The organism is Aliiglaciecola litoralis (assembly GCF_039523355.1).
Lineage (GTDB): Bacteria > Pseudomonadota > Gammaproteobacteria > Enterobacterales > Alteromonadaceae > Aliiglaciecola > Aliiglaciecola litoralis.
Window position 1 is genome coordinate 1 of record NZ_BAAAFD010000015.1, and the last position, 17,982, is coordinate 17,982.

At 44.6% G+C, this 17,982-nt stretch carries 21 protein-coding genes; 5 read left to right on the plus strand and 16 right to left on the minus strand.

Features of this window, described 5'->3' with window-relative positions; all coding sequences use genetic code 11:
- The 14 genes from ABD036_RS17590 to ABD036_RS17655 all read right to left on the minus strand — a co-directional run.
- Positions 1-232, minus strand: a 232-nt coding sequence (locus tag ABD036_RS17590) for a transposase (RefSeq protein ID WP_486274193.1), incomplete at its 3' end; no start/stop codon positions are given.
- 210 nt (positions 233-442) lie between these two features.
- Entirely contained in the window at positions 443-1,078 is a 636-nt protein-coding gene (locus ABD036_RS17595) for a hypothetical protein (RefSeq protein WP_343862297.1), read from the minus strand.
- Positions 1,075-1,332: a helix-turn-helix domain-containing protein gene (locus ABD036_RS17600; RefSeq protein ID WP_343862299.1), complete on the minus strand. Its 258-nt coding sequence runs from the start codon at positions 1,330-1,332 to the stop codon at positions 1,075-1,077. Before ABD036_RS17600 ends, ABD036_RS17595 begins: the two co-directional genes overlap by 4 nt.
- Positions 1,333-1,551: 219 nt before the next feature.
- Positions 1,552-1,737: a hypothetical protein gene (locus ABD036_RS17605; protein ID WP_343862301.1), complete on the minus strand. Its 186-nt coding sequence runs from the start codon at positions 1,735-1,737 to the stop codon at positions 1,552-1,554.
- A 46-nt stretch (positions 1,738-1,783) separates the two neighbouring features.
- The gene (locus ABD036_RS17610; protein WP_343862303.1) at positions 1,784-2,305 is read right to left on the minus strand and encodes a GNAT family N-acetyltransferase; all 522 of its coding nucleotides are present in this window, start codon (positions 2,303-2,305) and stop codon (positions 1,784-1,786) included.
- Between the two features lie 97 nt (positions 2,306-2,402).
- Positions 2,403-3,287: a protease modulator HflC gene (gene hflC, locus ABD036_RS17615; protein ID WP_343862305.1), complete on the minus strand. Its 885-nt coding sequence runs from the start codon at positions 3,285-3,287 to the stop codon at positions 2,403-2,405.
- A gap of 3 nt (positions 3,288-3,290) precedes the next feature.
- A complete protein-coding gene (hflK, locus tag ABD036_RS17620) occupies positions 3,291-4,442 on the minus strand; it encodes an FtsH protease activity modulator HflK (RefSeq protein WP_343862371.1) in 1,152 nt (383 codons plus the stop codon).
- Between the two features lie 93 nt (positions 4,443-4,535).
- A complete protein-coding gene (hflX, locus tag ABD036_RS17625) occupies positions 4,536-5,825 on the minus strand; it encodes a ribosome rescue GTPase HflX (RefSeq protein ID WP_343862307.1) in 1,290 nt (429 codons plus the stop codon).
- Between the two features lie 19 nt (positions 5,826-5,844).
- On the minus strand, positions 5,845-6,093 hold the full coding sequence (gene hfq, locus ABD036_RS17630; RefSeq protein WP_343862309.1) for an RNA chaperone Hfq: 249 nt from the start codon (positions 6,091-6,093) through the stop codon (positions 5,845-5,847).
- Positions 6,094-6,178: 85 nt separating this feature from the next.
- Entirely contained in the window at positions 6,179-7,123 is a 945-nt protein-coding gene (miaA, locus tag ABD036_RS17635) for a tRNA (adenosine(37)-N6)-dimethylallyltransferase MiaA (RefSeq protein WP_343862311.1), read from the minus strand.
- Positions 7,116-8,942, minus strand: coding sequence for a DNA mismatch repair endonuclease MutL (gene mutL / locus ABD036_RS17640; protein WP_343862312.1), 1,827 nt, complete (start codon positions 8,940-8,942; stop codon positions 7,116-7,118). The genes miaA and mutL overlap by 8 nt, the downstream gene beginning before the upstream one ends.
- 26 nt (positions 8,943-8,968) lie before the next feature.
- On the minus strand, positions 8,969-10,312 hold the full coding sequence (locus ABD036_RS17645) for an N-acetylmuramoyl-L-alanine amidase (protein ID WP_425542586.1): 1,344 nt from the start codon (positions 10,310-10,312) through the stop codon (positions 8,969-8,971).
- 8 nt (positions 10,313-10,320) lie between these two features.
- The gene (tsaE, locus tag ABD036_RS17650; RefSeq protein WP_343862314.1) at positions 10,321-10,773 is read right to left on the minus strand and encodes a tRNA (adenosine(37)-N6)-threonylcarbamoyltransferase complex ATPase subunit type 1 TsaE; all 453 of its coding nucleotides are present in this window, start codon (positions 10,771-10,773) and stop codon (positions 10,321-10,323) included.
- A 17-nt stretch (positions 10,774-10,790) separates the two neighbouring features.
- Positions 10,791-12,302, minus strand: a complete 1,512-nt coding sequence (locus ABD036_RS17655) for an NAD(P)H-hydrate dehydratase (protein ID WP_343862315.1) — start codon at positions 12,300-12,302, stop codon at positions 10,791-10,793.
- Here ABD036_RS17655 and queG point away from each other — a divergent pair.
- Entirely contained in the window at positions 12,296-13,447 is a 1,152-nt protein-coding gene (gene queG, locus ABD036_RS17660) for a tRNA epoxyqueuosine(34) reductase QueG (protein ID WP_343862316.1), read from the plus strand. The two genes, ABD036_RS17655 and queG, sit on opposite strands and share 7 nt — an antisense overlap.
- Positions 13,448-13,525: 78 nt before the next feature.
- Here the strand turns inward: queG and hemE are convergent, their stop codons facing one another.
- Positions 13,526-14,590, minus strand: coding sequence for a uroporphyrinogen decarboxylase (gene hemE, locus ABD036_RS17665; RefSeq protein WP_343862317.1), 1,065 nt, complete (start codon positions 14,588-14,590; stop codon positions 13,526-13,528).
- Between the two features lie 402 nt (positions 14,591-14,992).
- Positions 14,993-15,805: an NAD(+) diphosphatase gene (gene nudC, locus ABD036_RS17670; protein WP_343862318.1), complete on the minus strand. Its 813-nt coding sequence runs from the start codon at positions 15,803-15,805 to the stop codon at positions 14,993-14,995.
- Positions 15,806-15,964: 159 nt separating this feature from the next.
- Here nudC and rsd point away from each other — a divergent pair, with 159 nt between their 5' ends.
- From rsd to ABD036_RS17690, 4 genes are all read left to right on the plus strand, one after another.
- Positions 15,965-16,465: a sigma D regulator gene (rsd, locus tag ABD036_RS17675; RefSeq protein ID WP_343862320.1), complete on the plus strand. Its 501-nt coding sequence runs from the start codon at positions 15,965-15,967 to the stop codon at positions 16,463-16,465.
- A gap of 25 nt (positions 16,466-16,490) precedes the next feature.
- On the plus strand, positions 16,491-16,922 hold the full coding sequence (locus ABD036_RS17680; protein ID WP_343862322.1) for a transcriptional repressor: 432 nt from the start codon (positions 16,491-16,493) through the stop codon (positions 16,920-16,922).
- Between the two features lie 69 nt (positions 16,923-16,991).
- Positions 16,992-17,456: a chemotaxis protein CheX gene (locus ABD036_RS17685; protein WP_343862324.1), complete on the plus strand. Its 465-nt coding sequence runs from the start codon at positions 16,992-16,994 to the stop codon at positions 17,454-17,456.
- A 27-nt stretch (positions 17,457-17,483) separates the two neighbouring features.
- Complete coding sequence (locus ABD036_RS17690; protein WP_343862326.1) at positions 17,484-17,909, plus strand: secondary thiamine-phosphate synthase enzyme YjbQ; 426 nt, start codon at positions 17,484-17,486, stop codon at positions 17,907-17,909.
- Positions 17,910-17,982 lie beyond the last annotated feature (73 nt).

Consider the following 17,982-nt stretch of genomic DNA (forward strand, 5'->3'; position numbering starts at 1 on the left):
CACACAGCACCACATGGGTATGATTACTCATCACCGCATACGCACAAATATCAATGGCGAACACTGACGCTAAAAATAACAAACGTTTTTCCACCCACGCCCGGCGATGCTCAAAGCTTTGTCCCGTAAAGCTATCTTCACCGCACAAAAAAGAGCGACGAACACAGCGTGAAACACAGTGGTAGTAAGGAGTATCAATTAAACTGATTTGGTTTTTACGTGGTTGGGGCATAACAGACCATCCTTGGTTGTTTGGTTACCCTAAAGCATAGAACAAAATAGCGGTTTAACCATTTTTGAAGTGGGTGTCTGGGTAAAACTGGACTAGAGTTTTGTTATTTTTAAAATGGGTGTCTTAATTATGTTCAGCTGGATTGCTCTTCACTACTCTAAGTGAAGCGCCCTGTGCGGAGCTCCATGCAGGGTATTGTGGGGCTGGAGGTTAGAGACCTCCGGCTACCCTGCTAGCTTTTCGACGTCCCCAAGCAAATGTAGTTAAGAAAATTACAAAGAAACTCAAGTGAAGCCATAATAGAGCATACATAACCTCTTTTTTTTGCGCTGTAACTTGTGCTATGAGCGTTTTAGCTTTTTCGGCAGTAATATGAGCTTCATTGTATTTTTGCTCATCTAATGTTGTCGGCTTGTATAAATTAAGCTCATTAGAAGAATCTTTGTAAACTATCGAAAGCCCATGCTCTAAATAAATTGCCTGCGCCATAGCTTCTCTAACATTAGCTTTTTCATGCTCAACAGCCGCGATTGAAGCCTGCTTTGGAATAGACTGAGTACTATTTGAAATTGTAAATATAGTATTGATTGTATCAAAGCCATTGTAACTCACAGTATTTAAAGCAGAAACAAGTAAAAATAGTAATAGGAACAAATACGACTGTTGCTTGTATTTAGGAATAAGGAGGCTCTTTGCAAACCCGAAAGGAAGTAAAACACTTAGAGATATAAATGCTGCTAGAACAAACCATTGCATGTACCAAAGTGAAAAAAACTCAGGTAGATATTGCTTACCTAGAAAAGGTACTAAAAACACTAAAAACGTGATCGAAGCTAAGTTTTTCATAAGCACCTTAGGAATGCTAACTTTTCAATTACGGGTTCTTTGTTCCCATCATTTGATGTTTTGTCTATCACGATAATTTCCTCTTGAAGTTTAGAAATGTCAATTTCAAACACAGAGGCAAGGGATTTAAGAGATTCTAAGCTGGCTTTGTTTCCGCTCTCTATTCGTTGAATGGTTCTAGTACTTAAACCGCTCAACGTCGCGAGTTGCTTTTGTGACCAGTTTTGTTTTTCTCTTAGACGTTTAACTATCATTTCGTCTCCTTACCTGTGCGCGAGAAAACTATCTGTGCTTATGTTAATTGTCGGTTACGAAATTCACACGACAGTAGGTCGACAGGCCATGTTAAAAGCAATATAACTTCCCTAGTAGATTGCTCAAACACATGGCCTAACTATGTAAGGCACGAACCACAGCCAGCGAGTATGTGTCCAGCGACGAAGCAGCTCAGTTGATTGGATTGTTAGCTGTACTCACTCTATTAACTCAATCAAAATGGTATACGAGGATATAATGCCAAAAAGGTTGGTGTTGGCTGATACGGATACCACAGACCAGCCATCACTTTCAATGTCAGCAATTTGATTATTTAGCAACTGGATATCAGGGCTCTCGTGCCACCATTTTTTGGATTTGTTAAAAACGACTACCTTACGCACGTTAAACTCCCTTTTTTATTAGTTGCACCACTTTTACACCTAACACCTACATGGCATTGGCGATTTGCATGGAAACCACTTTAGATTGATCGTCATTACTTAGTCGGCCTACTTGGTGGAAGCCAAAAGATTTATGATACGCGGCTGAAATTGGATTGGCTGGAATAAGATTAAATTCTGCACATATGTGGCCAATTTTATATGTTCTGGCATGGTGAAACAGATCATCATATAAACGTCGTCCTAAGCCGATACCTTGTACCGATTTATCTATGACCACACGATCTACGTATAAAAAGTTTTGATATCGTCGATCAAACCACTGATAGTTTTCACTTTGATACTGACATTTTGGCGCCATAACAAGCATGAATCCAACGACCTTGTTGTCACCAGCTGTTGCCTCTGCAGAGTGCGACTCAATCACGCGATGGTAAGCGCTGATATTGTGCAATTGTTCCAACTTTGGCAAATCCATCGGACTGGTAAAATTAACAAAATCATCATTCAACTTCTTAATCTGTCCAAAGTCGTTCAAAGTTGCCTTTCTAATTACAAATTCCGTCATGATAATACCGATGCCTTGCTCTATGAGTGAAATAATTTTAGTGCTGTTTACAAAGCAAAAAGGCGCCTAGTCGGCGCCTTTTAAACATAACGCATGCTTAGTTGCGTTTGCCAGAACTATCTTTCATATATCGGAAGAAGTCACTATCCGGCTCGACAATAAGTACATCTTGCTTGTCATTAAAGCTCGCCTTGTACGCATCCATACTTCTTAAGAAAGCGAAGAACTCAGGGCTTTGAGAATAGGTATCTGCATATATTTTAGCAGCTTGCGCATCCCCTTCACCTTTGACTGCACGAAGACTTCTTTCCGCATCTGCCAACATAACTGTTACTTTGGCATCAACATTCGCTCTAATCACTTCAGCTTGCTCACGGCCTTCTGAACGGTGTTCTCTGGCAACCGCTTCACGTTCGGCGCGCATACGTTGGAAAATCGAATTACTGACTTCCTGCGGCAAGTTAATTTGCTTAACGCGGACATCAACAATCTCAATGCCTAACTCATCAGAGCTACTTGATGCTTGCGTCATTGCTTCGTCCATTAACTCAGAACGCTCACCTGATACTATTTGCGAAATAGTCCGTGTACCAAATTCAGAACGCAAACCGTTGTTTACTTTTTGCTTAAGTAAGGCTTCCGCTTGCAATTTATTGGCACCGGTTGATAAGTAGTAAGTAGCAAAATCTTTTATCTTCCACTTCACGTAAGAGTCAACGATCAGATCTTTTTTCTCTGCAGTTACAAATCGATCTGCTTGATCATCTAAGGTTTGAATACGAGCGTCTAAATGCACTACGCGATCAATTAAAGGGATCTTAAAATGCAAGCCAGGATCAAACACAACCGTATCGCCTTGGGCATCACGTTGCACTTTACCAAACTGGATAACAATGGCTTTTTCACCTTCTTCAACAACAAACAACGCGCCGAAACCAGTGACAATTAACAATACAATTATAATTAAACCAATATTTTTCATATTTTAGTCTCTCCCTGTCCGCGTGCGATCACCACGAAGGGTGCTACTGGGTGAAGAATTAGAGCTTTGCGTTGCAGCAGCGCCATTTTGTTGTAAACCTTCTAGGGTGCTTCGAGAACTGTTTCGTTGAACTTTGTTGTTTTGATTCTCAAGAATTTTATCCAAAGGCAAATACATCATGTTGCCACTGCCTTTGTTGTCGACCATGATCTTGCTGGTATTTGAATATACCTGCTCCATGGTTTCCAGGTAAATACGCTGACGGGTCACCACGGGTGCCGCTACATATTGAGGTAATAGTTCTTGGAATCGGGCAACTTCACCGCGCGCTTCCAACGTCACTCGCTCTTTATACGCTTGAGCTTCTTCAGCCATACGATTAACCTGACCACGCGCTCTGGGCTCAATTTCTCTGGCATAAGCTTCGGCTTCACGAATAAAACGTTGTTCATCTTCTTGCGCCGCAATCGCATCATCAAAGGCTTCACGCACTTGATTGGGCGGGCGAGCGTCTTTAAAGTTGATATCCACAATCGATATGCCCATATCGTAAGGCTCAATGATGGCTTCTAATTCTTGCCAAACTTGTTGACGTACTAACTCACGTCCACTGGTCAAGATGTCATTCATGGTCGAGTGACCGACTACATAGCGAATGGCACTATTGAGCGCTTGATTCAAACTCTGCTCAGGTTCAGTCACAGCAAAGCGGTATTTAAACGGCTCTACAATGCGGTATTGAACTTCCATTTCTACACCAACGACATTTTCGTCTTCGGTCAGCATGCTGCCTTCCGATGGCATAGAGTTAATCGACTGTACGTTAACTGGATAAACAGTATCAATGAAGGTCGGTTTCCAGCGTAAGCCCGGCTCAACGAATTGACTGAATTCGCCAAAACGTAAAACCACACCACGTTCAGCTTCACGAATGGTATAGAAACCACTGATGAACCAGATAACCAGTAATGCCACTACAACCACGGTTATGCCGATACCACCAACGCTATTACCGCCTGATGATCCGCCACCGCCTTTACTTATCTTTGCAAATAAGTTTTTAAAAATGTCATCCAAATCAGGTGGACCTTGATCACGGCCGCCTTTATTTTTCCACGGATCGTTATTATTACCACCGGGCTCATTCCAAGCCATCATTACTCTCCAAAATAATTAAATCTAAAACTGCACCTATTTGATGTTTATCACCAAATTCTGGCTTATACAAAACTAACAAATCTAAAATTCTTAGTGTTTAACGACCAAACTAGACAAATCGATCTCTGTTCTTTTTTCTAGACGATTCCAGTCACTGGTCGGCATCCTGATATCCACTAGCCAATCACCGTCTTCAGCATATGATTCAGACGCTATACAGTTCATGCCAAACAAGGCACCTCGAAGTTTACCTTCTTTGGGGGGAATACGTAATGTAAATTGAACCATACTCTTAGATAAACATTCAGTGAGGGCGATAAATAATAAATCAATGCCCTTTTGCTGTTGCGCCGATAACCAGACACGAATAGGAACACCGTCATCGTTACGGTCAATGTGTGGCTCAACGCCATCTAACCGGTCTATTTTGTTACAAATCGTTAATTGTGGGATCTCAGAAGCTTCGATCTCTTCAAGCACATCATTGACCTGATCGACATTTTCTAAATATTGCTCATCTGAATAATCCACCACGTGCAGTAGCAAGTCTGCTTCCTGGGTCTCTTGCAGCGTTGCTTTAAACGCAGCAACCAGATCATGGGGTAGATGGCGAATGAAACCCACAGTGTCGGCCAGTATCACTGGCCCAACATCTTGTAATTGGATTTTCCTCAGCGTGGGATCCAAAGTAGCAAAGAGTTGGTCTGCGGCATAGACGTCTGCGCCGGTAATGGTATTAAACAAGGTGGACTTACCCGCATTGGTGTACCCCACTAATGAAAGTGTTGGCATTTCAGCACGTTTTCGCGCACGGCGGCCTTGTTCTCGCTGCTTTTGCACCTTGGCAAGTCGACGTAAGATACTTTTGATACGAGCTCGGAGTAATCGTCTATCGGTTTCCAACTGCGTCTCACCTGGCCCCCGCAAACCTATTCCACCTTTTTGCCGCTCCAAGTGGGTCCAGCCTCGGATCAGTCGCGTTGATATGTGACGCAACTGCGCCAGCTCAACCTGCAACTTACCTTCATGGGTTCTCGCTCGTTGCGCAAAAATATCCAAGATAAGACCGGTTCTATCAAGCACTCGGCATTTGCATAGCGCTTCTAGGTTACGTTCTTGAGATGGGGATAGTGGATGGTTAAAAATAACCACGTCGGCACCATTAGCGCGCACCGAGTTGGCTATCTCTTCAGCTTTGCCACTTCCGGTAAAGTACTTCGGATGTGGGGCTTGGCGTGCACCTGTAATGATATCAACAGCATTGACACCAGCTGACGAAACAAGCATTTGCAACTCGTGCAGATCTTCTTTACTCGAATCATCAGAGAAATCGATATGAACTAAAACAGCCTGCTCGCCTGCTTCATAACGGTCAAACAAGCTTTTCTCCTAAAAAGGTCTACTCACTGCCGTCAGAATCGGGCTGTAGGCCTGTGGACATATTGATTGCTCTTGAAGGCACTACAGTCGAAATGGCGTGCTTATACACCATCTGACTCACAGTATTTTTTAACAGGATCACAAATTGGTCAAATGACTCAACTTGACCTTGTAACTTGATCCCGTTGACGAGATAAATTGAGACTGGAATACGTTCTTTTCTTAGCGCGTTTAAAAACGGGTCTTGTAAAGATTGCCCCTTAGCCATCACTTTTCCTTATCCTTTTATTTTTATTATGGTTTTCACCTGCGACACAAAGTATACAGTAATTCTCGGGGCTGTATAGTTGCGACTAGAGCACAGTATTGCTGAGTTTAGTAATGGTAGTCAAACTGTCTTTTTCAACCCCATCCAATAAATTCAGGTTTTGCCAACCTCTTAGCCACGTTAATTGTCGCTTTGCAAGCTGTCTGGTAGCCGCAATACCACGATTGATCATTTCTGTTTTAACTATGTCGCCTTGTAAATACTGCCACATTTGGCGGTATCCAACACAGCGCATTGATGGCATATCAAGATGCAAATCACCGCGCGCCATGAGGTGGCTAACTTCGCGTTCGAAGCCCTGTTCTAACATCGTTAGAAATCGTGTTTCAATGCGCTGATGGAGTATAGCGCGATCAGGGGGTATGATGGCAAATTCTTTTACCCTAAATGGTAGCGGTTCTGATTTTTGCTGGGTCAATTCAGTCATGGTTTTACCACTGATTTGATAGACTTCCAGCGCTCTTAAGAGTCGCTGCGGATCATTGGGATGAATACGCTGCGCAGAAACCGGATCGATCTCGCCTAATTGTTGGTGAAGTTTCTCCCAGCCCATGAGTTCGACTTGTTGCAATATTTGCTGTCGAACTTTTTCATCGGATTGAGGTAAAGGTGACAAGCCATCCACTAGACTTTTGAAATACATCATGGTGCCCCCCACCAGCAGTGGTATCCGACCTTGGCTTGCGATTTCTTGCATAGCTTGGATCGCATCACGTCGGAAACTTGCCACCGAATACACCTCACTTGGATCGAGAATATCAATCAGGCGGTGCGGGACTTTGGCGAGTTCTTGTTTTGAGGGTTTGGCGGTGCCAATGTCCATTTGGCGGTAAATTAGCGCCGAATCAACACTGATCACATCACAAGGTAAGGTCTCGCAAAGGCGCATGGCCAAATCGGTTTTACCCGAAGCCGTTGGGCCCATTAAAAAAATAGCCAACGGCTGTGAGTTGCTTTTGTCATCACTCATACAGGGTCTCCAGCCAGTCTGACAAGGGGATAGGTTTGGCGCATTGGGTTAAGAGATATTCCACATTTGCTTGCGTCAGCAACCACTGAATAAGCCCATTTTGATGTTCTATAGACATAGTTTGAAACTGATATTTTGCTAATATGCTCCACAACGCATCCTGAATACCTTCGGCCGTTATCTCTGGCTGTTGAATCTTCTCGACCAAGGCACTCAGTGCCGACGACCAATCAAACGAGCGCATGCCTGACGGTACTTGCTTAAGCAACAAGCGCTGATTCACAACAGATAAGTCTACTCCAACGTCCAATAAAGGTGCGGCAACCTTATCAAAATGTGTTTTGAACTTGGCAGGGACAGTGACTGAAACCGGCATCAGTAACGGCTGTTTAACGGGCGCTTGCTGCGCAAAGTGCGCAATCAGCTTGCACTTATTCAAGTGGTAACCATCCACCGATAGAAAACGCTCATGGTACTGAATGATGCAATATTGTTGGTTTACCCATAAGCCTAATGGCGGCTCTTGAATATCGGCTCGTTCGTTTACTTGCCCCATCAGTTGCGCATAATTTTTAGAGGCTTGGGCCGAGGGTTTTGCAGGCCGGCTTTGAAAATGCGCCGATGTTTGTCGGTCAACATGGGGGAGTGCAGCATCAACACTGTGGTTTTGTGTCTGCCCTACCCCAGACGAAGACTGAGTTTCAATTGGACGCAAAGGACGGATGTACTGATGACTTGGCTGAGCGTGTTCTAGTTGTTGGGCATTATTGCTATCAGGCTGTTCAACTGCCGTATCAATCGGGTCGATTGAAGGCTCAGCGAATGATTGATTGAGCGCTTGAGATATCACGCGATAGATAAAATCGTGGACCAGCCGTGATTGATGAAAGCGCACTTCATGTTTTGCAGGATGAACGTTTACATCTACCTGTTCTGGATCCAAGGTTAAATAAAGAACGAAAGCAGCATGCGTTCCGGGCGCAATCCCCCCCTCATAGGCCTGTCTTATGGCATGGTTAATAAGCTTATCACGCATCATTCTGCCATTAACGTACACGTATTGAAGATCGTTTTGCGCGCGTCCCACGCCGGGCGCTGACAACCAACCATGAAGTTGCATACCATCATATTGACTGTTGACCTGCAGTGCCTGTTGCGCGAATTGATTACCGTAGATGGCATTCACCCGCGTCTGTTTTTGACTTTCTTTAGGCGACGCTGCGTATTTGCGTAACACCTTGCCGTTATGTTTTAGCACGATGCTGACATCAAATCGGCTCAAGGCGATGCGCTTAATCACCTCATCAATATGCGCAAATTCGGTTTTTTCGGTACGCAGAAATTTGCGTCTTGCTGGGGTATTAAAAAACAAATCAACCACATCAATACTGGTGCCATTGGGATGTGCGGCTGGCTGTACCACGACCTGCATATCGCGCCCTTCAGCACAGGCCTGCCAAGCTTGTTCTTGATCTGCGGGTTTTGAGGTGAGCGTTAATCTAGACACTGAACTGATACTGGCTAAAGCCTCGCCTCTAAATCCCAAGCTGGCAATGGATTCCAGATCAGCTAACTCGCTTATCTTGCTAGTTGCATGTCGACTGAGCGCAAGTTCAAGCTCTTCTTTGACAATACCACAGCCATTGTCACGGATCGCAATACGCTTGTGTCCACCTCTTTCGATTTCAATTTCGATCTGAGTTGCGCCAGCATCAAGACTATTCTCCACCAGCTCCTTGACCACTGATGAGGGGCGTTCAACCACTTCACCAGCGGCAATCTGGTTAGCCAACTGATTGGAAAGTATATGTATTGGCAAAGTAAACCTTTGAAGTAAAGAGAGTTTTAAGTACTAGGAATGGTCAATACTTGACCAATACGCACTGTATCACTGCGTAAATTGTTTGCTTCTTTGATGTCGTTTATCCTAACGTTGTAACGTTTGGCAAGCAATGATAACGACTCGCCACTGGATACCCGATGCGTACGTTTTTCAGAGCGCGCGTTATTCGCCCACAAGGTGCCATCTGGAGGCAATTTTTTAAAGTATTGTTTAACGGCTTTAAAAACCGATTCCGCTAATTTTTGCCGATGTTTTGCCCAGTTAAGGTTCTTTTCTTCCGTGGGATTTGAAATGAACCCGACCTCTACCAACAACGATGGAATATCCGGTGACGTCAGTACCGCCAGACTCGCTGCCTGAGGTTGCTTCTTGTGCAGCTTAGTGACTTTTTTAAGTTGGGCAATCACATTTCGGCTTATGTCATAACTGGTGGTCAATGAATGATCCATCGACATATCCAGCAGCGCCTGAGCCAAATAACGTTCACTGACCGTATCTTGGATGACTTCTGCCGCGCCACCGAGTAATTCTGAATGCCTTTCTGTTCTTTCCATCCACCGTCCCAACTCAGAGTTGGCTCGGCCCATCGACAACACCCATACTGAAGCGCCTCTAGGTTGTGGTGTAGTAAAGGCATCGGCGTGAATCGAGATAAATAAATCGGCTTTATTCTTTCGAGCAATTTCAGGTCGTTGATTGGGCGAAATGTAATAGTCACCAGTACGGGTCATTACGGCTCTAAGTCCGGGCTCTTGGTCAATTAAATTGGCGAGTTTTTTGCTGATACTTAAAGTGACATTTTTTTCATAGGAGCCTTTTCTACCTATAGAGCCAGGATCCTCACCACCGTGCCCTGCATCGATGGCAATAATAATATCTCGGTCTCGAGTCGAATTATCAGAGGTCATCACGGCCTGTTGTGCCGTTGCTTCTGAGGTATCACTTAAATCGATAACCAATCGGTTTTTGTAAGGGGCCGTGGGCGGTAATGCAAATATTTCGGTGTTGAGCTTTTTACTCAGTTCCAGCACCACTCTGACCGAGGTTTTATTTTTGGCGGTGCTGTAACGCACTTTTTTCACCAAGGGGCTAGAGTTGGCTTGCGACGCTAAATCGATAGTGCCTTTGGTATCGGCCAAATCGATCACTAAGCGCTCAGGATTAGACAACGTGAAATAGGAGTATTCAGGTTGTTCGGTTAAGTCTAACACCACTCGGGTATTAGTAGGCGAGGGCCACAGGCGCAAGGCTTCAATGCTATTTTGCGCATAACAGGCAGCGGCAAAAAGCCACACTATGAAAGTGTAACTTGCATACCTTAAAGCGCTTAACATGAGTCTATTCATTCTTCTTATTATAATTGTTCGACAATTTTTGTGCCCAAGGTGCTAGTCGCCTCGACGGTAATGCGTCGACCTTCGGCCTCATAACCTATACTAATCGCTAAATCGGCAGATGCCAATAGACCCGCGCCTTTATCGGGCCATTCGATAAGGCACAAGGTATCGGCGGCAAAATAATCACGGATCCCCATAAATTCCAACTCTTCAGGATCAGAAAGCCGGTATAAATCGAAATGGAATATACGCCAATCGCCCACCTGATAGGGCTCTACTAGCGTATAGGTAGGGCTTTTAACATTACCTTCAAAGCCCCTACCATGCAAAAAACCACGACTAAAAGAGGTTTTTCCAGCGCCAAGATCACCACTGAGGTAAATGACGGTGTGCTCAGTACATAATTTAGCCACTGAGGCTGCAAAGGCTTCAGTGGCGTGTTCATTCTCTAAAAAGTAAGACAGGTTCATAGATTGAGGTTATTTTCCTAGTTCACCAATTTTCTTAAATACGGCAGCAGATCGCCAGCTATCATACCACGTTGACCTAGGTCTTCGGCAGCCCTATCGGCCGCCGCCGAGTGCAAACAGGTACCATACACACCCGCATCTTCACTGTGCATGCCTTGCGCCATCATTGCGCCTAACACACCAGATAGCAGGTCGCCCATGCCGGCAGTGGACATACCCGGATTGCCATCACTACACACAAAGGTCCCTCGGCCATGCCGAATAACGCTGCCTGGCCCTTTGAGTATACAAGTGGCCGCGTATTGTTGTTGCAGTAAAGTTGCCGATTTATATCGGTCTGCTTCTACCTGCACTGCGGTTGAGTCAATCAATCGTGCGGCTTCACCAGCGTGTGGGGTAATAATAAAATTGGTTAGTTGCAATTTCTCTTTATGCTGCGTCAGTAAATTCAGCCCATCCGCATCCAGCACCACGGATTTGTCATGATGCACCAAGTAGCTCAACACCTGATTGAAGCATTCGCGACTCCACGCGTCTTGTCCAAGCCCGGGCCCCATGACTATGCAATCTGCCCAGTCCAGCATTTGTGATAGGTGCTGATCGCTGGCCATAATTTCAGGACGGCCTTGTAACACGCTCGACACGCTATTGGCATGGCAATACACTTTGACCAGACCTGCCCCGCAGCGCAAAGCCGCCTCGGCACTTAATCTAATGGCTCCGGCGGTACCTTTGTTACCACCAATGCACACAAGTTTGCCGTGATCGCCCTTGTGACTGTTAAGCGCTCTTTGCGGCAAGGGGGCAAAACAGGCATAGCTAATTAACCTGCCGCTTGCGGTGACTGTAGAACAAAACGTATCGCCAATAGACAAGGGGGAAACGCTAAGCGTTCCAGTGTGTTGTTTGCCATTACCGGTGACTAACCCCGATTTAATGCCAATAAAAGTGATAGTCGATTTAGCCACAACGCTGGCACCTAGGCTCGCGCCCGTATCCGCATCTATGCCAGATGGGACATCGATGCTAAACACCTCAACACCACTGGCATTGATAGCTTCAATAACATCTTGATAGTCATCGCGTACTTTTCCTTGTAACCCGGTGCCGAGCAAGGCATCTAAGATCACATCAAACTCAGTAAAATCTTGTTGCAATGCATCAGCAATCTTTTCGCCTGCCTCCAGCCACGCTAGTCGTGCCGTCTGCGCTTCACCCATTAAGGTTTTCGTTGGCGCAACTGAGCACAATTTAACGGCATAGCCTTGCTTCAATAGTTGCTTGGCTGCCACATACCCATCGCCGCCATTATTGCCAGTACCGACCACCACAACGACTTTGCTGTGCGGTGTAATCTGCTGACATAGCCACTTACTAGCAGCATTGCCAGCCTCTTCCATCAATTGATACATACTGATGGCATGTTGTTTAGCACAAAGCACTTCACCGTCTTTTACTGACTGCGATGAATACAGGTTTTGTGGTAATCTTTGCGCAGATAATTGAGCGCTTAAGGATCGCTGTGACACATTTTACTCCACAATTTCTCGACCAACTTAGCCAAAATATCAAGGAGTGGGGCAAAGCGCTAGGATTTCAGCAAGTGGGGATCTGTGATACCGACGTTTCCGCTCACCAAGCTCACCTGCAAAATTGGATTGAAAAGGGTTATCACGGCGATATGGCGTTTTTTGAACGCAATCAAGAAAAACGTATCGATCCCGCAGAGTTGCTTCCTGGTACTTGCCGGGTTATCAGCGTGCGCATGGACTACTTACCTCCTGATGCTAGCTTCGCCACCGATTTAAAACGTAGCGAGATTGCCTATATCAGTCGCTATGCTCATGGCAGGGATTACCATAAATTAGTCAGAAATCGATTAAAGCAACTGGGCCAAAAAATAGCACAGCAGTTCGAAGGTTTGGCATTTCGTCCTTTTGTCGATTCGGCCCCAGTATTAGAGCACGCTCTGGCTGAAAAAGCCGGATTAGGTTGGACAGGAAAGCACACCTTAACAATTAACGAATCGGCAGGCTCTTGGTTTTTCCTTGGTGAGCTTTTTGTCAACATACCACTTCCCATCGATCAGCCCGTAGAGGAAAAGTGCGGCACCTGTACCGCCTGTTTAACCATTTGTCCAACTGGCGCCATAGTCGCGCCTTATCAAGTAGATGCACGTAAATGCATCTCGTATTTGACCATCGAACATGACAGTGCGATCCCTGAACAACTCAGGCCGTTAATGGGCAACAGAATATACGGTTGTGACGATTGTCAATTAATCTGTCCGTGGAATCGCTATGCAAACCTGACCGAAGAATCCGACTTTTTCTCCAGAGAGGGAATGAAAAGTGAAAAATTAATCACCCTTTTCAGTTGGGATGAAACCGCCTTTTTACACAATACCGAAGGTTCGCCGATTCGGCGTATTGGTTTTCAAAAATGGCAGCGCAATATTGCGGTAGCACTAGGTAATGCAGATTACGACCAGCGTATTGTAGAATTACTGAATAATTCTTTACCACATGCATCGCCTTTAGTGGCGGAGCATATCCAGTGGGCAATAGAGCAACAAACCCAGCGCGCGCAGCAAGCTACCGACACGAGTATTCCAATAAGATTGCGTCAAAGATTAGTGAGAAGTATCGACAAGGGTTTACCCCGAGATGCTTGAACATCATAAGATTGCACTAGAAAGCAAATGAGCCTGTGCTCACCTGCTATCTACTATAGGCTGGAAAGAAATACAGACTCAGTCTTGATGGTATTTAACACTTAACTTGTGGACCGCGTCGACAAACACACCTGCGTTTTCAGGCGGCACATCAAGATGAATACCATGGCCAAGATTAAACACATGACCGCTACCTTTTCCATATCCATCTAGGATCAACTCAACTTCTTGCTCAATACGTTCTGGTTGCGCATAAAGCATGGATGGGTCCATGTTTCCTTGCAGGGCAACTTTATCCCCAACTCGACGTCTAGCATCGGCAATATCAATGGTCCAATCCAACCCAATTGCATCGCAGCCTGTCTCGGCAATAGACTCCAGCCACATGCCACCATTCTTAGTAAACAAGGTCACCGGCACACGCTGCCCATCGTGCTCACGGATCAGACCGTCGACAATTTTGTGCATGTATTGCAACGAAAAGAGTTTGTAATCTCGAGGCGATAAGACCCCACCCCAAGTATCAAATACCATTACCGATTGGGCACCGGCTTTAATTTGTGCATTAAGATACAAAATGACCGAGTCGGCCAACTTGTCTAATAACAGGTGTAAACTTCTTGGGTCAGCAAACGCCATTTTTTTGATTTTAGTAAAAGCTTTGCTTGAACCACCTTCAATCATGTAAGTAGCTAAGGTCCATGGGCTGCCAGAAAAACCGATTAATGGTACTTCACCGTTAAGATTCTTGCGGATCGTGCGCACCGCATTCATCACATAACCCAATTCATCTTCAGGATCAGGTATGGCTAGCGCGTCAATCTGAGCATAACTGCTCAGTGGTGATTCAAATTTAGGACCTTCGCCAGCTTCAAAATACAACCCCAATCCCATAGCGTCAGGAATGGTCAAAATATCTGAAAACAAAATAGCGGCATCTAACTTAAAACGACGTAAAGGTTGCAATGTCACTTCACAGGCCAGTTCTGCGTTTTTGCATAGCGACATAAAGTCCCCAGCTTGCGCTCTGGTTGCCTTATATTCAGGCAAATAACGTCCAGCCTGACGCATCATCCAAACTGGTGTGCAATCAACAGGTTGGCGCATTAAAGCACGAAGATATCGATCATTTTTTAACTGCATTGGTGCTTCCATTAAGGTATCGCGATCTTTATGACTCGCAATGACATCGTTCAAAAGGCGGCATATTAACGCGACAGAGCACGATTTAATACCGAAAAAATAGCTATTCGGGCGTTTTTCGCGTTCTCAATTCTGCCAACTTTTATTACAAAAATAGATGAATTTGTTTATTTTTTGTTATTTATTGCTTGCAAATCCTTTCACTAGTTTGCTATAACAGCGTTGCGTTACAAAATAAAAACAATCAAGAAGCTCGATTACACGAGCCCTCCACGCTAAAAAAATTCCAGCCCTACTTCGGTAGGGCTTTTTTATTGCCGCAACAATTCCGCATGAAGATTGTACTTTTACCAGCCATATTGAATATGGATTCGCCTGCATTTGATGTGGGTGATTAATGCGTTACTTGGCGATCCGCTTGACGGTTTCGGCAATGAGTTTTCCGGCGATGGAGATGTTTGGCGGAATCGAAGGCATTTCATCAATATCATACCAATGGGCTTCAAGAATTTCATTGCCATCAACTTCAATTTCACCGCTGTCATGTTCGGCTAAAAAACCCATCATCAATGAATGAGGAAACGGCCAAGGCTGGCTATTAAAATATTGCAGATTTTTTATCTTTATTCCGACTTCTTCAAACACTTCTCGGTGTACGGCCTGTTCTAAACTTTCTCCGCTTTCGACAAATCCCGCCAAAATAGAGAACATCTTTCGCTCTTTTTGCGCTTTTCCTTGGGCCAACAGAATCTTATTTTGCTTGCGGATAGCGACGATAATACAAGGTGAAATACGCGGGTAACAACGATGATTGCAGGTATGACAATGCGTTGCCATTTCCCAATCGACTTGATTCATCGCACTACCACATTGACCGCAAAACCGGTGGGTACGGCGGAACAATATCCATTGCCATGCTCGGGCTATCGCTAAAAACAACGGCTCATTTTGACTTAAAAACACCCCTCGCAAACTCATGGTTTCGTAATCTTCAAGTTCAAGTTGCTCCTTGCCCACATCGATTGCGAAGCAAGGCAGCCCTTGGTGCTCCCCTAGGGAAATAATTTGATCATGATAGTGATGCACGATAGATAATTCCTGCCAACTGGCAGCAATTAATTCTGACTGTTGCTTATTTGCTACTACCCTGTCTCCAGTGAAAATAATCCAATGGGCTTGTTTCATATCATCAATTTTTTCAATATCTATCAGCATGATGCGGTCCAGTGTTTCTTTTAAGAGACATAAGTAACAAATACCTAAAATAGTAATCACATCAGAGTTTACACCGGTAGACTGTGTTGCTGAACCTATTTCGGCCGTTTGCACGAATAATGCACGACACAGTTTTGTAAAACGGATGCCAGTGCTACAATGACTTCCCGTCACCCATTTCGCCCAAGAGGTAAAACGGTGTTAAACCAGTTGGAAGCAAACAAACAGCAGTGGATCGGTCTGCATAAATCGATAGATACGTGGTTGCAAGAACGTCAAAAACTACTGGTACAATATTGTCAATTAGCCGGATTGGCTGCTGCTGAGCGGCAAGATAAAAGGCTTCCTGAAAGTAATGCAATCTCAGATTTCTGTGAGACCTTAGTTGACTACGTGTCCACTGGTCACTTCGAAGTTTATGATAGACTTATGGCAGAATCGAATAGTCAAGCCGAGCAAAGCAGATTAGAAGATGAACTTTATCCAAAAATCTCAGCTTCTACTGAAGATGCATTAGCCTTCAACGATTGTTATGCCGAAATTTCAAACGAAAGCGAATTATCCGAGTTTGACGTGCAGCTATCTCGGCTTGGTCAAAAATTAGAAGAGCGTTTCGAGCTAGAAGATCAGCTAATTAGCGCTTATGCCAAACAACTGTGACGATTTAGGAATTTTGTAAGCCATCATGAAGCACCCGTCTCAATTGATTAAAGCGCGCGAATATTGTGAACAAAAAGGCGCAAGGTTTACCCACTTACGGGAAAAGGTCTACGAGCTGCTACTAGATAAAAGCAGCTCCGTTGGCGCTTATGATTTGTTGGATGAACTCAAGCAAACAGAGACCAGCGCCAAGCCTGCTACCGTTTACCGAACCTTAGATTTTCTGTTGGAATTCGGCTTGATACACCGACTGGAATCCACCAACGCCTTTGTTGCTTGCCATCATTTTGATTGTAACCACCCTGTGCAGTTTTTGATTTGCGACCAATGCGGACAGGTCAAAGAAATTCAATCGCAGGGGCTTAAATCAACACTCGACAAACAGGCTGACTCGGTTGGATTTAAAGTAACCAAACAAACCATCGAGGCCCACGGCACGTGCGCACTGTGCCAATAAAAGTTGATCGTTTTCGATCCGCTCAACTAACCGTTATCCATAAAGGTAAGTAAAGGACTCTATAACAATATGAACGTAGAATTTATCAATCCGTTTATAGCTTCATTAACTAACGTACTTAAAACCATGGCTCAGACTGAACTCAAACCAGGCAAGCCCAAGAAGAAGTCAGACACCATTGCCCATGGCGATGTTTCCGGCATGATCGGTTTGGTCGGAGAAAGTATTCAAGGGTCACTTTCAATTACCTTTGAAGAGTCACTTGCGCTAGAAATAATGCATCGCATGCTAGGCGAAAAACCGACTGAAATTGATGACGACGTATCTGACATGGTCGGCGAAATCGCCAACATGGTCTGTGGAGGTGCTAAACTTGCTTTAGCAGAACATGGGCATGAGTTTGGCATGGCAACACCTATCGTTGTGTCGGGTAAAAACCATTCCATCAACCATCTAGTAGATGGACCGAAAATGATAATGCCGTTTACTCATGAGTGCGGCACAGCCTACTTAGAGATTTGTTTTAATAAGTAAGGCGGAGGCAGACAGGAAAGTGTCGCAATGTGGATACAAAAAAATTTAGTACTAAATGAATACCCTAGAGGTTTCCACCTAATCACTACGGAAATCATCAAACAATTACCTGAAATACGCTATTTCTCGGTCGGAATACTACATCTCTTTATCAAACATACCAGCGCCAGCCTCACTATCAACGAAAATGCCGATCCTACAGTAAGAAAAGATATGGAAACACACATTAACAAGATGGTTCCCGAAGGAATGGAATACTACTTGCATAACTACGAAGGTGAAGACGATATGCCTGCTCACATCAAGGCAAGCATATTTGGGAACAGCACGACTGTTCCCATTACCGACGGTAAGCTGACACTCGGTACTTGGCAAGGGATCTATCTCGGGGAGCATAGAGATGCTGGGGGAGACCGCAAGTTAGTCGCGACACTGAACGGCAAAGAATACTGAGTGGGAAATTTTTTCAGTGATTTGAAATAGTTACTCATTCAAACTAAAGTTAATAACGAATAACACACACGGG

What these genes read in the sequence shown, in the direction of transcription:
- ABD036_RS17600 (WP_343862299.1), bottom strand. Translation starts at nt 1,332, where the DNA reads ATGATAGTTAAACGTCTAAGAGAAAAACAAAACTGGTCACAAAAGCAA.
- hflC (WP_343862305.1), bottom strand. Translation starts at nt 3,287, where the DNA reads ATGAAAAATATTGGTTTAATTATAATTGTATTGTTAATTGTCACTGGT.
- ABD036_RS17680 (WP_343862322.1), top strand. Translation starts at nt 16,491, where the DNA reads ATGAAGCACCCGTCTCAATTGATTAAAGCGCGCGAATATTGTGAACAA.
- tsaE (WP_343862314.1), bottom strand. Translation starts at nt 10,773, where the DNA reads ATGAACCTGTCTTACTTTTTAGAGAATGAACACGCCACTGAAGCCTTT.
- hemE (WP_343862317.1), bottom strand. Translation starts at nt 14,590, where the DNA reads ATGCAGTTAAAAAATGATCGATATCTTCGTGCTTTAATGCGCCAACCT.
- ABD036_RS17595 (WP_343862297.1), bottom strand. Translation starts at nt 1,078, where the DNA reads ATGAAAAACTTAGCTTCGATCACGTTTTTAGTGTTTTTAGTACCTTTT.
- ABD036_RS17690 (WP_343862326.1), top strand. Translation starts at nt 17,484, where the DNA reads ATGTGGATACAAAAAAATTTAGTACTAAATGAATACCCTAGAGGTTTC.
- rsd (WP_343862320.1), top strand. Translation starts at nt 15,965, where the DNA reads ATGACTTCCCGTCACCCATTTCGCCCAAGAGGTAAAACGGTGTTAAAC.
- hfq (WP_343862309.1), bottom strand. Translation starts at nt 6,093, where the DNA reads ATGGCTAAGGGGCAATCTTTACAAGACCCGTTTTTAAACGCGCTAAGA.
- ABD036_RS17610 (WP_343862303.1), bottom strand. Translation starts at nt 2,305, where the DNA reads ATGACGGAATTTGTAATTAGAAAGGCAACTTTGAACGACTTTGGACAG.
- hflK (WP_343862371.1), bottom strand. Translation starts at nt 4,442, where the DNA reads ATGGCTTGGAATGAGCCCGGTGGTAATAATAACGATCCGTGGAAAAAT.
- miaA (WP_343862311.1), bottom strand. Translation starts at nt 7,123, where the DNA reads ATGAGTGATGACAAAAGCAACTCACAGCCGTTGGCTATTTTTTTAATG.
- ABD036_RS17685 (WP_343862324.1), top strand. Translation starts at nt 16,992, where the DNA reads ATGAACGTAGAATTTATCAATCCGTTTATAGCTTCATTAACTAACGTA.
- nudC (WP_343862318.1), bottom strand. Translation starts at nt 15,805, where the DNA reads ATGCTGATAGATATTGAAAAAATTGATGATATGAAACAAGCCCATTGG.
- ABD036_RS17645 (WP_425542586.1), bottom strand. Translation starts at nt 10,312, where the DNA reads ATGAATAGACTCATGTTAAGCGCTTTAAGGTATGCAAGTTACACTTTC.